Source organism: Deltaproteobacteria bacterium (assembly GCA_016177765.1).
GTDB lineage: Bacteria > UBA10199 > UBA10199 > JACPAL01 > JACOUP01 > JACOUP01.
This window is the reverse complement of the sequence record JACOUP010000008.1, coordinates 834,042-847,167: the sequence shown is the minus strand read 5'-3', so window position 1 is coordinate 847,167 and position 13,126 is coordinate 834,042. Positions and strand designations below refer to the sequence as shown.

The window sequence follows — 13,126 nt, the reverse complement described above, 5'->3', positions numbered from 1 at the left end:
GAGAGAGAATGGATGTTCAAGATAAAATTGTTCTTGTGACAGGGGGGGCTCGAAGGCTGGGGCGCGAACTCACCATCGCCTTGGCGAGAGCAGGAGCCAAAGTGGCGCTACACTATCGTTCTTCTTTTAAGGAAGCCCAAGAGACGGCATCTCTCATCCGTCGGAAAGGAGGCACCGTTGAAATCTTTCAAGCCGACCTTTCCCAGAAAAGTTCTCTAGAAAAAATGGTTCGTGCCGTTGAAAAAAAACTGGGAGGAATTAGCATCCTCGTCAATAATGCCTCTATCTTTGAAAGAACTCCTTTTGAAAAAATTACGGAAAAGGATTGGGAAAAAAATTATAGGACCCACCTCCTGGCCCCCTTTTGGCTCAGCTATTTGGTTGCGCCTGGAATGAAAAAAAGAAAAGAGGGAAAGATTATCAACATTGCCGATCGTACTGTTTTTCGAACCTATAAAAATTACCTTCCCTACGTGGTTACCAAGGCAGCCATTGCCTCTTTGACCAAAACGCTCGCCCTTGAACTGGCCCCGGAGATTCAGGTTAATGCCATCGCCCCCGGTCTTCTTCTCTGGCCTGAAGAAAAACAGGAACTTTCCAAGAAACGTTATGTCAAAAACGTCCCCCTTCGTCGCATTGGCTCAGCCGACGATTTCGTAAAAGCTATCTTGGCACTGATTGAACTTGATTTTGCGACCGGTGCGATTCTGCCGCTAGACGGAGGAATCAGTCTTTAATATCCCTACCTGCTAGCTTCTGCTTATAATACTCCGCCTTTTCAGGCATCTTCCAATCATTATAAATATCGGCCAGACGGGCGACGACTTCCTGATTATCACCACTCTTCTCTAGGACCTTCTCCAGATAACGGGTCGCCTGGGCGTAATCCCCAACCTGCTGGGAGAGACGGCCGACCATCAGGAGGGAATGGGCATCGGTCGGGTTCCTCTCCGCCTTCCTTTTATAAAGTTCAATCAGTCGGCTCCGGCGTCCGTAATCTTCCGGCATGCCATGGGAGGTCAACCGTTCCACCTCTTCATCAAGGGGATCCTTGGGTAAAACCACTCCTTTGGAGATCTTGGAAAGAGAGGCCTCAACATTTTTTGGCTTTTCAATGTTAACTTTCTTCGGTTGTTCCACCGGTTTCGGCTCCGGCGTTTTCACCATTTCCGACTTCAGTTGTTCCAGCTCTTCAATCTTTCTCTGGTTTTCCTCCAGTGCCACGTTGACCTGCTGGAGAATTTCAGAGGTTTGCGAGGTCAGTTCTCCCAGCGACCGACTGCTCTCTTCCAGTTTCTGCTGGTAGCCCGCCAACAGGTGCTGGAACCCGTTGTAAGCCAGGACCACAAGACCGGCAATAAAGATCCCCAACACGAAGGAGGTCACCACCATCAAAAAGGAGGGCATCGCCCCTTTCTGGTTGGAAAGTGACGTCTTGATCTCTGCAGTCACCTCAGGTCTTTTGGGTTTCCACGGAACACCAGTGAGTGTCATACTTCAGGCGTCTCTATCGCCTACCAGCATTGTTTGTCAACATCGTTGACAATAGGGTGCGATCATTTATAGGAACGGGTCCTGTGAGAACAACAGAATCCGAACGGCTCTTTTCACAGGCAACTCAACTGATGCCCGGCGGGGTCTCCAGTCCCGTCCGTGCTTTTAAAGGGGTCGGCGGAACGCCACTCTTTATCAAAAAGGCCAAAGGCCCCCATCTCTGGGATACCGATGGCAACCGATATATCGATTATGTCGGCAGTTGGGGGCCGATGATTCTCGGGCATAATCACCCCTTCGTGATTAAAAAAGTAAAACAGGCGCTCAAACGGGGGACTAGTTTTGGAACTCCCACAGAATCGGAAATAACCCTCGCCACTTTGGTTCAAGAAGCCTTTCCCTCAATACAGAAAATCCGTTTTGTTAATTCCGGAACGGAGGCGGTGATGGGGGCCTTGCGTGTCGCCCGCGCCTTCACCAAGAGAAAAAAAATAATCAAGTTTGACGGTTGTTACCATGGCCATGCGGACACCCTTCTGGTCAAGGCCGGTTCCGGTGCCGCAACACTGGGGATTCCCAACAGCGCCGGTGTACCGGAAGAGTTTGTGCAAAACACATTGATCGCCCGTTACAACGACATCGCGGGGGTTGAAGAACTCTTTCAAAAAAATCCTGGGGCGATTGCGGCGGTTATTATCGAACCGATTGTCGGCAACATGGGAGTCATCCTCCCCCGCCTCGATTTTTTGAAAAAACTCCGGGAACTCTGCGACCGCGAGAAAAACCTTCTCATTTTTGACGAGGTGATGACCGGTTTCCGCGTGGCCTTCGGCGGAGTTCAACAGCTCTATAATATCCGGCCGGATCTGACAACATTAGGAAAGATTATCGGCGGTGGTTTTCCGGTTGGGGCCTACGGCGGCAAAAAAGAAATTATGCAACTCGTCGCCCCCGAAGGGCCGGTCTACCAGGCAGGAACTCTTTCGGGAAACCCGATCGCCATGGCCGCCGGGATTGCCACACTGGAGGCGCTGAAAAAACTCAACCCTTATGAGTCCCTCAGTCAAAAGACCCAAATACTGACCAAAGGATTCAAAGAAGCAGCCAGCCGATATGGAATCCCGGTTACCGTGGAACGGGCTGGCTCCATGTTTACCATTTTCTTTTCCGCAGGACCAATCACCAATGCTGAGGAGGTTCGAAGAAGTGATACCCAAAAGTTTTCAAGATTTTTCCATGCTATGTTAGATCAAGGGGTCTACCTCCCCCCCTCCCCGTTTGAGGCGGCGTTTGTCTCCATCAGTCACTCTGAATGGGAAATCAGCAAGACACTGGACAGCGCAGAAAAGGCCTTTCAGGCACTCTAGCGGCCGATGTACCATTCCATAAAAATACTGGCCCTGATCCTGGAAAGGGCGTAGAATAAGGTATGTGTTTTCTTCTCTTCGGCAAATCAAGACTATTGCTGGCCGGTGGCTTCTCGTAGGTCTCCTTTTCTTCTCGTTTGGTCTTTGGTTCCTCCCGTTTGGTTTTTGGGGGTGTGGTGGTTCAACCGAAGATTCGGAGGACGGGAGTACCTCCCCAGAAAAAGATGCTACCGCACCAACCCTTTCTACCCTCAAGGATTCCTCCGGTAACACCCTGGCCAGCACCGGCTCCACGGTCAGGGTTAGTTCCTCCTTTTTGTTCACATTCACCGAGGCGATGGACACCACTTCGCTCTCTACAAACACCGTCACCCTCTCCTGCAACGGAACCGCCGTGACTGGTAAGGTCGCCGCCTCTACCGACTCGGATGGGATTGCCGACAACGAATTCACCTTTGACCCCGATGCCAACATCTCCCAGCGACGTTCCTGTACCTTGACGGTTGTCGGAGGGTCGGACGGCGTCAAGGATGCCACAGGGAACCCTTTGGCGGAAAATCTTGCCTATACCATGACCAGTGGTTGCGGCAGTTCCGATGATTTTAGCAATGCAGAAACGCTGGCGAACTGTTTTGTCTTCAGCAATAGCTCCAACCAGAAGAATGCCGCCGGCGGTAGCTCCGGAGCAGCGATCACCCTGGCCAGTGAGCGTGTCAAGCTGGACCACTCCACCGATTTCATAAGTGTGGAAAACGGCTTCAACACGGTCCCCTCGCTCGCCAAGGAGGTTTCCGGTGATTTCAGTGCCGAGATTACCTTTACTTCGATGTTTCTGGAAGCAACAACTACCATCGTCGGCATCGGTGTGGCCCCAACAATGGGTGAGGGAACAAGCAATCTCCTCCTCTGCGGGCAGGTCGCCACCGGTTGTTCCACAACAACCTACACCAGTGGTACCCTTGCCGCCCAGGGAGGGAGTTCCTGCGCCCTCACTGAAGTTGCCATGGCTGGATCCATTAACCTTACCGTCTCGACCAGCATCACCTTGAGGGTCGTCCGGAGCGGGACAACTTTTAGTTGCTTCCGAAAGGCGGAGGGGCAATCTTCATTTACCCAGATCGGCAATAACATCACTCAGCCCAATCTCTCCGGCAATCTCTTCCTAGCCATCTATGGGGCTTCCTACGGCATGGGCGGAACCACAGAATTCACCGCTGATAATCTCACCTTTAATTCCGGAAGCGCCGTGGAGCAGGATTAAAACCTTTTTTTATTCAGTTCTTCCTCAAAATACTTCTTGTAGAGGATCTCCCACTCACGGCTCCCTTCAGCGATCCCTCGTCGCTGAGAGGTAATCTTGGCCCGGACAGTCTCGTCGATCGCTTCATCCAGGTGGAGATACTCCATCAACACCTTCTTGATTTCTCTCAAGGCCTTGTCCTCATCGGGATAGTCAACCAGGTCATCCTTGTAGAGGCCATCATGGATCAGATGGGCGAGATGCGTTAATCTGTCTTCGGAAAAGTGCATCGTGTCTTACGTAAGGGCGAGGTCACCTCGCCCCTACAGGATAAAATTCTTTTCTTTGGCGATCTGTTTCTTGATCATCAAAAACATTTTTTGGGGATCAACCTGTCCCCGGCTGATTTCGGTCTGGTACTTCTCCAGATATTTCCGGACCTGCTGGTCAATCGCCTCTTCCTCATCCATGTTTTTCAGGACCACCGCATCGGCCTTGGCCAGGATCTTTTCCTCAGAAACCTTGAAGACAACCCCCTTTTCCTTCAGGCGTCGTGTCACCAACGCGGCAATCCTGTGGATCTGTTCTTTTTTGAGTTTCATCAATCCTCCGATTAACACGGGATTTGCCGCTTGACAAGGAGCTTATCAACAGAAGAAAGAGAGATTGTGATCATCGTCATGAAAATCGGCGCCGGCAAGGAGTCGCTGGACGCCGTTGTTAAAAAGGTCGAAGAGCTCGGTTTCAAGCCGCATATCATCCATGGCGAGGAGCGAAATGTCGTTGCGGCGGTCGGGCATGACAAGAAAAAAACTGACCTCCTGGACCTCCAGAGTTTTGAGGGGGTGGAGGCAGTGGTGCCGATTTCCAAGCCGTACAAGCTCGCCTCGAGCGAGATCAAAAAAGAAAAAACGGTTATCAAGGTAGGGGAGGCCCGGATCGGCGGCAAGGGGATCTGTGTGATGGCCGGTCCCTGTTCCGTCGAGAGTGAAAGGCAGATTTTGGAAACCGCCCGGGCCATCAAAAAGATGGGGGGCCAGATCCTCCGCGGGGGGGCCTTCAAACCGAGGACCTCTCCCTATGACTTTCAGGGGTTGGAGGAAAAGGGGTTAAAACTGCTGGCCAAGGCCCGTGAGGAAACCGGGCTCCCGGTCATTACGGAGGTCCTCAATCAAAAAGATGTGTCGTTGGTCGCTAAATATGCCGATATCCTGCAGGTTGGGGCGAGGAATGTCCAAAACTTTTCCCTCCTTAAAGAACTGGGGGGGTGTGAAAAACCGGTCTTCCTCAAACGGGGGATGTCCACCACCATCAAGGAATGGCTCCTCTCCGCCGAATATATCATCACCGGCGGCAACCCGAATGTCATTCTTTGCGAACGAGGGATCCGGACTTTCGAAACAGCGACGCGCAATACCCTCGACCTGAATGCCATCCCGGTCCTCCGGAAGGAAACACACCTCCCGGTGATCGTCGATCCTTCCCACGGGACAGGTCATTGGGCTTATGTCATCCCGATGGCGATGGCCGGCATCGCCGCAGGGGCCGATGGGGTAATGGTGGAGGTCCACCCCTGCCCTGAAGAGGCGCTCTCCGATGGGGGACAATCCTTGACGTTTGCCCGTTTCGAAGAGTTGATGAGTAAACTTAAAACCCTCGCCCCCGTCATGGGACGAATTCTCTGATGGCCCTTAATGACAAAAAAAAACCAGACTCTTCTCTTATCGCCTTTGGTATTTACGGCGCAGTTGGTTTTCAGCTTGCCATCACGGTCGTTGCCGGTTTGATGATCGGGGCCTACTTCGATAAAAAATGGGGTAGTTCCCCCTGGCTCACCCTGACCGGTCTGCTGATCGGTTCGATCGGCGGCTTCTACAACCTGATCCGTCTCTTGACATGGAAGAACAACCGAAAGAAATAGGACTCGGTCGCCTCCTGATTGGTGTCAGTGGCCTCATGATCCTTGGAAGCCTCTGGACCCGATCGGTGGAGACCGTTGTCAGTCTGACAATTGGAGTCTTTGTTGGTTTGGCCAATTATTTTTTGATCCGGCAGATCGTCCGTAGTCTTTTGGGGCTCTCAACAGCAGGAAAGAGGCGGCTGGTGGTCACCTTTATCCTGAAATTCCTCTTCGTTTTCGTGATTATCGGCTTGATTCTTCTCAAGACCCATGTTACGGCAGTCCCGCTTTTGGTGGGGCTTTCCAACATCTTTATAGCCGCCCTCCTCATAGCTGTTAAGGATATACTTCATGCATGATTTTACCTGGTTTTCCCTGATTTCATCGGCGATTGGTCACCACAACATCCATATGTTCTCGGCCGGATTGGTGGTGTTGGTTATTCTCATCACCGCCTTTCTGGTCTCCGGGAAATTAAGACAGGTTGAAAAGAGGCTGGTGCCGGAAGGAGGGCTGAGTCTGGTCAACCTCTACGAGGTGGCTGTCGAAAATATCCTCTCACTGATGGAAGGGGTCATGGGGTCTCAAGCCCCAAAATATTTTCCCCTGATCGGCACCCTCTTCATCTATATTTTCTTGTGCAATCTCCTGTCGGTCATCCCCGGCTTTCTCCCCCCGACGGACAACATTAATACCAACCTGGCCTGCGCGATCACGGTGTTTCTCTATTATAATTACCAGGGAATCCGGGCCCACGGGTTTAAAAATTACATGAGGCACTTTATGGGGCCAATCGTCTGGCTCGCCCCGTTGATGTTTGTGATCGAGATGATCGGCCACCTGGTCAGGCCTGTTTCCCTGTCACTGCGTCTCTTTGGTAATATCACGGGGGATCATCTTGTCTTGGGGATCTTTTCCCATCTGGTCCCCTTTTTGCTCCCTGTCGTTTTTATGGCCCTCGCGGTTTTCGTGGCCTTCATTCAGGCGTTTGTCTTCAGCCTCCTGTCGATCATCTACGTTGGCTTGGCCACCGCCCATGAGGAACATCACTAAATTTTAAAGAAAGGAGGAAAGTCATGAAACGGTTTTTGATTGCTCTCACAACATCAGTAGGGAGTTTTCTGATCACAGCCGTAGCGTTTGCCGCAGAACATGAGGCTGCCGTTGCTGACGGAGGCAGTTTAAAATCAGCCCTGGCGATTGCCGCCGGTTTTGGCATCGCCATCGCCGCCTTCGGCGGTGCCTTGGGTCAGTCGCGTGCCGCCGCAGCGGCTCTGGAAGGGATTGCCCGCAATCCCGGTGCCGCGGCCAAGGTGCAGACGTCGATGATCATTGCCCTGGCGCTGATCGAGTCACTGGTCATCTACGCCCTGGTTATTGCGTTCTTGCTACAAGGCAAGATCTAGTAGTCCTGTTTGACTTTGAGAGAAGACCCGGCTATTCCTAGCCGGGTCTTTTTGCGCAAAGCACCTGTCCCCAAACTAGGGACAAGCGCTCGTAATCGCACCGGCCGCCTACGCGACCGCTGCTCAACAAGCGCCTGTAGCTCAGTGGATTAGAGCACTTGCCTACGAAGCAAGGGGTCGCGTGTTCGAATCACGCCAGGCGCGCATTTTTACTACTTCGGGCTGATTGTTATTTCCTGAATGCCCGAAGGGTGATCCACCCGAGGGAGATTTTTCAACTCCACGGTAACTCTGTCGGCCAGGCTGGACTGGAGTGTTGCCACTAGATCAGCAGGTTTTCCGGTAGAAGTCACTTCAAATTCAATCAACTGCGGTGTCTCAGAAACCGGGACCATTTTTACATTGGTCGCCGACTGCCGGATCTTCTGCCGGATTTCCCTGAAAAGACCATAATCGGAAATCCTGGAGATCACGACACGAAAGGGTGATTCACCCAAGGGTGTTTTTTCTTCGACAGGCAAACCGTAGGCCGCCCGAGAGAGAAGGAAAAACAGGCCCCAAAAAAAGAGTTTTCTCATCATCCTCACCCCTCCAGAATCTTAAAAGAGGTAATCCGTTCGATCTCCAAAACCGCCTTGTCCTCCCGATCCACCACCTGGATCGTCCCCTTCTCCCAATCGACCCCCTTCAAGAGACCGGTGTAGGAAAGGGAAAAGGCGATCACCTCCACCCTCTTGCCACAAGCCCGCTCCAGTTCCTTCAGGTCAATCTCCCTATCCATAAAAAAGATCTGCCGATCTAACTCTGTTTAAAAATGGTGTCAAGAATTTAGGGTTTCTAGCCTCCCCATTTATGGTACAATCATAATGAGAGATATATGGGTATAATTAGACTCACTAATTTGGGACGACTCGTCCTATTGGCCCCCCTCTTTTTCTTGCCGGGGCCGCTTTTTACCGGAGGGGTCTTGGGTGAACCACCCTTGGGTGAACCACCCTTGGCGAATTACTATGAACAGGGGCTTTTCGAGGAGCGGGAGGGGTGGAACCTCCTCGATTCGGAGCAACTCTTCTCCCCCCTCTTGGTAAAAGATCCCAACGCTGCCCCTCCGGTCAGGATTGTGATCAACATCCCTGCCGGAAGGCTTCATTTCGATGACGGGGAGGGGGGGATCAAGGATTACCCGATCTCCGTCGGGACCGTCGGTTACAAAACCCCTACCGGCAGTCGGGAAATTGACACCATTGTCTGGAACCCCTGGTGGCTCCCCCCGGATAGCCCTTGGGCCGCCGGGGAAAAACCGACACCGCCGGGTCCAAACAACCCGCTCGGACCGGCCAAGATGCCGCTCGGCGAATCGCTCCTCCTGCATGGCACCAACAAGGAGCAGTTCATCGGGCAGGCCGCCTCCCACGGCTGTGTCCGGATGAAAAAGAAGGATGTGATCGAGCTCGCCTGGTTCCTGCAAACCCATTTCTCGGAAAAAAAAGAGGCCTCCTACCTGGATCTCTACTCGCGAAACAGGACACAGACCTTTGTCACCAGACTGGCCAAGCCTGTCCCTGTGGAGGTGATCTACGACCCTGTCCGTGTGGTGGATGATTCCCTGGTAGTCTATCCGGACATCTATGGCCGAAGGCCCCCGTTATTCCCCATGATTTTGGAGAAACTCCTCTCCCTGGGGATCGACTCAAGGGATATCAATATGGAGAAGTTGGGCCCTACATTGACCCCCGCGAAGAAGGTAGAAATCCCCCTCGAAGAACTTCTTTTATAGATTACCAATAACGGACAGGGCCAACATCCACATGGACAAAGTGTCTCTGTGGGTAGTAACCAACGCCGCCGCTTTGAAGGCTCTTGGCGTAGTCTCGGAGTCGGCGGGCTGGGACACCGGGGAGTTGGATATCCATCGCCATCCCCTGCATATGAAGACTATGGCGGGCCACCCGGCGGCCACGCCTCCAGAGACTCTCATTTAAGGTCGGACTCCGGTAGCCCGAAAGGACGTGGACCTCACTCGCACGAAAATGATCCTGGATCCGGTCGACCAGTTCGATCAGCGCCAGCGGGATTTCGGCCTCCGTCCCGGTCAGGCGGCACCGGAGGAGGTGACGGATCTCCGCAATCTTCGCCAGATCATAGCGGCCATTCTCATCCCGGTAGCGGATATCCAGCTCTTCATGATTTTTCGGGTTGACGAGGTGAAGGTGCCCATCCCCCTCAAAATGCCGGGCGCTATTTTCTCTCCCCTGTTCCAGTTCAAACAGCAAAAATGGGTCTTTCAGGGCCAAGGCCCTGATCCCCCCAAAGCTCGGCTGTCGCGCTGACTCCTGGGCTATCGCCAGAGGGGTCAACAAAAGAAGGAGGGATGCAAAAACGGTCTTCATTGATCTCACGCGGAAAATCCTCCTTAAATATCTATTTATCTTGAGGAACGGGCCTATTATCGGCACCTGGCAACGGGGGTTGCTTCCTTTCTTTGACAAGATCATCGGTTTGTCAATATCAAAGAGCGGGGTGGACATCGGGATAAGGCGGCAGGCCTTCTAGCTAAATTCCTTTTCCACCGAGACAAAATTGACACAAGACCCCAAAATTTTTCCCAAAATTGAGGCAAAAATGGACCAGTTGCGGCTTTGCCGCGAGCCCGATCTGCCAAGAGGGAACCGGTTTCTTGACACACTATATCTTGTGGTTGTATATGCTTAAGCATACAATATAGAGTGTTTTTAAAGGGGGGGTCATGAAGCCAGCCGTTCAAGTAAAAAGAGAAGAAGTCGCTGGAACTGTCGGGAAAGGGGGGGTCCTCCAAGGGTGTGCCACCCAAGGGGCGAAATCCCTCCAAACCGTTGGGGAGGGGATGCGTTTTTCCCGGAAATTCAGCCAGCCTGGCTTGTCTCCCTTCGACCAGATCGAGTGGGAAAAGCGGTCTTCCGTTATTACTGAACCGGATGGAAAGGTTGTCTTCGAAATGCACAACCTGGAGATCCCCAAATCATGGTCGCAACTAGCCACTGATATTGCCGCCTCAAAATACTTTCGAAAAGCTGGGGTACCGGGGATGGAACGGGAAACTTCTGCACGACAGTTGGTCTATCGTGTAGCCCATACGATTCGTGAAGCGGGAGAGGGCCAGGGGATCTTTGCGAATGCCGAGGATGCTGAAACTTTTGAGATGGAACTGACCTCCCTGCTCATTAATCAGAAAGGGGCATTCAACTCCCCGGTCTGGTTTAACTGCGGTCTTTATCATGAGTATAAAATTGGTGGAAGCGGTGGCAACTTTCACTGGGATCCGATTTCTCAGACGATCCGTGAAACGACCGACGCCTATTCGCACCCCCAGTGTTCCGCCTGTTTCATCCAGGCGGTGGATGACGACCTGATGAGCCTCTTCGACCTCGCCAAAAATGAGGCAAAGCTTTTTAAGTACGGTTCCGGAACCGGGACTAATTTTTCAAAAATACGAGGCCATCAGGAAAAACTCTCCGGCGGCGGGACTTCCTCCGGCCTGATGAGTTTTCTCGAAGTCCTTGACAAGGGGGCCGGGGCCACCAAATCAGGTGGCACGACCAGGCGGGCCGCCAAGATGGTGGTCCTGGACATTGATCATCCCGAGATCACCGGCTTCATCAACTGGAAGGTCCGGGAGGAAAAGAAGGCAAAGGCCTTGATCGATGCCGGGTTCCCCGCCGATTTTAACGGCGAGGCGTATCATACCGTCTCCGGACAAAATTCCAACAACTCGGTCCGGGTCACTGATGAATTCATGAATGCCGTTCTTCGCGGTGACAAGTGGCAAACCACCTTCCGAACCACCGGCGAGGTCTGCGACACCCATGATGCCCGCTGGCTCATGCGTCAAATTTCGGAAGCGGCCTGGCACTGCGCCGATCCCGGTCTGCAGTTCGACACCACCATCAACGACTGGCATACCTCCTCCAATACTGATCGGATCCATGCCAGTAATCCGTGTAGCGAGTACATGTTCCTCGACAACAGCGCTTGCAACCTGGCCTCGCTCAACCTGATGAAGTTCCTGGATGACCAGGGACGTTTTCAGATCGACGACTTTCGTGACGCCTGCCGGATCTTTATCACGGCCCAGGAGATCCTTGTTGATTTCTCCTCTTACCCTACAAAAACCATCGCCCAGAATAGTCATGACTATCGCCCCTTGGGTCTCGGTTACGCCAACCTTGGGACACTTCTGATGTTCTGGGGGATTCCCTACGACAGTCCGAAGGGGCGGGCGATCGCCGGTGCGCTAACAGCGATTATGTGCGGTCATGCCTACCGGACCAGTGCCGAAACAGCCAAAACAACAGGTCCCTTCCCCGGTTTTGATAAAAACCGGGAGCCGACACTCCGGGTTATGAAGAAACACCGGGATGCGGCCTACCAGATTGATGCCCGTCTCTGCCCGTCTGATCTCCTCAAGGCGGCCAGGGAAGATTGGGACGAAGCGGTCCGGATGGGGGAAAATCACGGATATCGGAACGCCCAGACGACCGTCCTTGCCCCAACGGGAACAATCGGTCTCTTGATGGACTGCGATACCACTGGTGTCGAGCCGGAATTCTCTCTGGTCAAGTGGAAGAAGCTGGCCGGTGGTGGTCACTTCAAGATCATCAACCAGTCCGTTATCAAGGCCTTGGGTCAGCTCGGCTACGTAGCCAAAGAATGCCAGACGATTCAGGACCATATCCTGGAAAAAGGGACGATCGAAGGGGCCCCCGGACTCAAGGAGGAACACCTTCCGATCTTTGATTGCGCCAACAAAAGCGGTGACGGGGTCCGGTTTATCGAGCCGATGGGGCATGTCCGGATGATGGCGGCGGCCCAGCCATTTATCAGCGGCGCTATCTCAAAGACGGTGAACCTGCCGAATCATGTCACCATCGATGATATTGAAAGGATCTACATGGAGTCCTGGCGGCTGGGGCTCAAGGCGATCGCCCTCTACCGCGATGGCTCCAAACATTCGCAACCGCTCAATACCGGCACCAACAAGGCCCAGTCCAAGGGAGGAGAGATCAAAGAAGAGAAGATGGAACTGGTCCGTGGGGAAAGACGGGGTCTGCCACAAATCCGGAAGGGGTTCACCCTCGAATCGTCGATCCGCGGCCACAAACTCTTCCTTCGCACCGGTGAATATGGAGACGGCGCCTTGGGTGAAATTTTTATCGATATGTACAAGGAGGGGGCGGCTTACCGAAGCATCATCAACTGTCTCGCCATTGCTGTCTCGATTGGTCTCCAGTACGGCGTCCCTCTTGAAAAATTCGTCAACTCCTTCACCTTCACCCGGTTTGACCCACAAGGGATGACCGATCACCCGAATATCAAGATGTGCACCTCGCTCGTTGACTTTGTCTTCAGGGTTCTGGGGATGCACTATCTGGGGCGGACCGATTTTGTCCATCTCAAACCGAAGACGGTTGATGAAATCCCGGTGACAAATGGGAACGGACATTTACCAACGACGCCCGCACCTGCGGGAAAATTAACCGGTCCTGGAGATGAAGTGACTCAAGAGAGTGGTCCCTCAGAGATGGACACCGCGCTGGCCGAACTGATGGGGGATGCCCCGATTTGCGACATCTGCGGTCATGTCACCGTCAGAAACGGTTCCTGTTACAAATGCCTCTCTTGTGGAAATAGTGTGGGGTGTTCGTAAAGAAGCCGACCGAATAAATTCGGCGGCTCGAAGCGG

Annotated in this window: 16 protein-coding genes and 1 tRNA gene; 11 read left to right on the top strand and 6 right to left on the bottom strand. The window is 53.0% G+C overall.

Features of this window, described 5'->3' with window-relative positions; genetic code table 11:
• Positions 1-8 precede the first annotated feature (8 nt).
• Positions 9-737 carry an SDR family NAD(P)-dependent oxidoreductase gene (locus HYS22_06540; GenBank protein MBI1909810.1) on the top strand — a complete coding sequence of 243 codons (729 nt, stop codon included), beginning with the start codon at positions 9-11 and terminating at the stop codon, positions 735-737.
• Here the strand turns inward: HYS22_06540 and HYS22_06535 are convergent.
• Positions 727-1,494 (bottom strand): hypothetical protein, encoded by a 768-nt coding sequence (locus HYS22_06535; GenBank protein ID MBI1909809.1) that lies wholly within the window; start codon positions 1,492-1,494, stop codon positions 727-729. The genes HYS22_06540 and HYS22_06535 overlap by 11 nt on opposite strands.
• Before the next feature lie 83 nt (positions 1,495-1,577).
• On the opposite strand from HYS22_06535, the gene hemL reads away from it, so the two are divergent.
• Both hemL and HYS22_06525 read left to right on the top strand, forming a co-directional pair.
• Positions 1,578-2,861 (top strand): glutamate-1-semialdehyde 2,1-aminomutase, encoded by a 1,284-nt coding sequence (hemL, locus tag HYS22_06530; protein ID MBI1909808.1) that lies wholly within the window; start codon positions 1,578-1,580, stop codon positions 2,859-2,861.
• Between the two features lie 64 nt (positions 2,862-2,925).
• Entirely contained in the window at positions 2,926-4,122 is a 1,197-nt protein-coding gene (locus tag HYS22_06525) for an Ig-like domain-containing protein (GenBank protein MBI1909807.1), read from the top strand.
• On the opposite strand, the gene HYS22_06520 is transcribed toward HYS22_06525, so the two are convergent.
• Entirely contained in the window at positions 4,119-4,391 is a 273-nt protein-coding gene (locus tag HYS22_06520; protein MBI1909806.1) for a DUF507 family protein, read from the bottom strand. The genes HYS22_06525 and HYS22_06520 overlap by 4 nt on opposite strands.
• Positions 4,392-4,424: 33 nt before the next feature.
• Positions 4,425-4,703, bottom strand: coding sequence for a DUF507 family protein (locus HYS22_06515; GenBank protein MBI1909805.1), 279 nt, complete (start codon positions 4,701-4,703; stop codon positions 4,425-4,427).
• A 66-nt stretch (positions 4,704-4,769) separates the two neighbouring features.
• Here HYS22_06515 and aroF point away from each other — a divergent pair, with 66 nt between their 5' ends.
• The 6 genes from aroF to HYS22_06485 all read left to right on the top strand — a co-directional run bounded on the left by aroF (position 4,770) and on the right by HYS22_06485 (position 7,611).
• Positions 4,770-5,786 carry a 3-deoxy-7-phosphoheptulonate synthase gene (gene aroF / locus HYS22_06510; GenBank protein MBI1909804.1) on the top strand — a complete coding sequence of 339 codons (1,017 nt, stop codon included), beginning with the start codon at positions 4,770-4,772 and terminating at the stop codon, positions 5,784-5,786.
• Positions 5,786-6,022, top strand: coding sequence for an AtpZ/AtpI family protein (locus tag HYS22_06505; protein MBI1909803.1), 237 nt, complete (start codon positions 5,786-5,788; stop codon positions 6,020-6,022). The genes aroF and HYS22_06505 overlap by 1 nt, the downstream gene beginning before the upstream one ends.
• Positions 5,998-6,360 carry a hypothetical protein gene (locus tag HYS22_06500; protein ID MBI1909802.1) on the top strand — a complete coding sequence of 121 codons (363 nt, stop codon included), beginning with the start codon at positions 5,998-6,000 and terminating at the stop codon, positions 6,358-6,360. The genes HYS22_06505 and HYS22_06500 overlap by 25 nt, the downstream gene beginning before the upstream one ends.
• Positions 6,353-7,054 (top strand): F0F1 ATP synthase subunit A, encoded by a 702-nt coding sequence (gene atpB / locus HYS22_06495; GenBank protein ID MBI1909801.1) that lies wholly within the window; start codon positions 6,353-6,355, stop codon positions 7,052-7,054. Before HYS22_06500 ends, atpB begins: the two co-directional genes overlap by 8 nt.
• 23 nt (positions 7,055-7,077) lie before the next feature.
• Positions 7,078-7,407: an ATP synthase F0 subunit C gene (atpE, locus tag HYS22_06490; protein ID MBI1909800.1), complete on the top strand. Its 330-nt coding sequence runs from the start codon at positions 7,078-7,080 to the stop codon at positions 7,405-7,407.
• Positions 7,408-7,537: 130 nt separating this feature from the next.
• Positions 7,538-7,611 (top strand) — tRNA-Arg (locus tag HYS22_06485).
• An 8-nt stretch (positions 7,612-7,619) separates the two neighbouring features.
• On the opposite strand, the gene HYS22_06480 is transcribed toward HYS22_06485, so the two are convergent.
• A complete protein-coding gene (locus tag HYS22_06480; protein MBI1909799.1) occupies positions 7,620-7,988 on the bottom strand; it encodes a hypothetical protein in 369 nt (122 codons plus the stop codon).
• Positions 7,989-7,990: 2 nt separating this feature from the next.
• Positions 7,991-8,188 carry a hypothetical protein gene (locus HYS22_06475; GenBank protein MBI1909798.1) on the bottom strand — a complete coding sequence of 66 codons (198 nt, stop codon included), beginning with the start codon at positions 8,186-8,188 and terminating at the stop codon, positions 7,991-7,993.
• Positions 8,189-8,308: 120 nt separating this feature from the next.
• Here HYS22_06475 and HYS22_06470 point away from each other — a divergent pair, with 120 nt between their 5' ends.
• Positions 8,309-9,184: a L,D-transpeptidase gene (locus HYS22_06470; protein MBI1909797.1), complete on the top strand. Its 876-nt coding sequence runs from the start codon at positions 8,309-8,311 to the stop codon at positions 9,182-9,184.
• A 1-nt stretch (position 9,185) separates the two neighbouring features.
• Here the strand turns inward: HYS22_06470 and HYS22_06465 are convergent, their stop codons facing one another.
• Positions 9,186-9,797 carry a YcbK family protein gene (locus HYS22_06465; GenBank protein MBI1909796.1) on the bottom strand — a complete coding sequence of 204 codons (612 nt, stop codon included), beginning with the start codon at positions 9,795-9,797 and terminating at the stop codon, positions 9,186-9,188.
• Positions 9,798-10,153: 356 nt separating this feature from the next.
• Here HYS22_06465 and HYS22_06460 point away from each other — a divergent pair, with 356 nt between their 5' ends.
• On the top strand, positions 10,154-13,090 hold the full coding sequence (locus tag HYS22_06460; protein ID MBI1909795.1) for a vitamin B12-dependent ribonucleotide reductase: 2,937 nt from the start codon (positions 10,154-10,156) through the stop codon (positions 13,088-13,090).
• Positions 13,091-13,126 lie beyond the last annotated feature (36 nt).

Bases quoted from the DNA above. Each gene is read 5' to 3' on its own strand.
- HYS22_06540 (MBI1909810.1), top strand. From the start codon at position 9: ATGGATGTTCAAGATAAAATTGTTCTTGTGACAGGGGGGGCTCGAAGG.
- HYS22_06535 (MBI1909809.1), bottom strand. From the start codon at position 1,494: ATGACACTCACTGGTGTTCCGTGGAAACCCAAAAGACCTGAGGTGACT.
- HYS22_06520 (MBI1909806.1), bottom strand. From the start codon at position 4,391: ATGCACTTTTCCGAAGACAGATTAACGCATCTCGCCCATCTGATCCAT.
- HYS22_06515 (MBI1909805.1), bottom strand. From the start codon at position 4,703: ATGAAACTCAAAAAAGAACAGATCCACAGGATTGCCGCGTTGGTGACA.
- HYS22_06505 (MBI1909803.1), top strand. From the start codon at position 5,786: ATGGCCCTTAATGACAAAAAAAAACCAGACTCTTCTCTTATCGCCTTT.
- HYS22_06500 (MBI1909802.1), top strand. From the start codon at position 5,998: ATGGAAGAACAACCGAAAGAAATAGGACTCGGTCGCCTCCTGATTGGT.
- atpB (MBI1909801.1), top strand. From the start codon at position 6,353: ATGCATGATTTTACCTGGTTTTCCCTGATTTCATCGGCGATTGGTCAC.
- atpE (MBI1909800.1), top strand. From the start codon at position 7,078: ATGAAACGGTTTTTGATTGCTCTCACAACATCAGTAGGGAGTTTTCTG.
- HYS22_06480 (MBI1909799.1), bottom strand. From the start codon at position 7,988: ATGATGAGAAAACTCTTTTTTTGGGGCCTGTTTTTCCTTCTCTCTCGG.
- HYS22_06475 (MBI1909798.1), bottom strand. From the start codon at position 8,188: ATGGATAGGGAGATTGACCTGAAGGAACTGGAGCGGGCTTGTGGCAAG.
- HYS22_06465 (MBI1909796.1), bottom strand. From the start codon at position 9,797: ATGAAGACCGTTTTTGCATCCCTCCTTCTTTTGTTGACCCCTCTGGCG.
- HYS22_06460 (MBI1909795.1), top strand. From the start codon at position 10,154: ATGAAGCCAGCCGTTCAAGTAAAAAGAGAAGAAGTCGCTGGAACTGTC.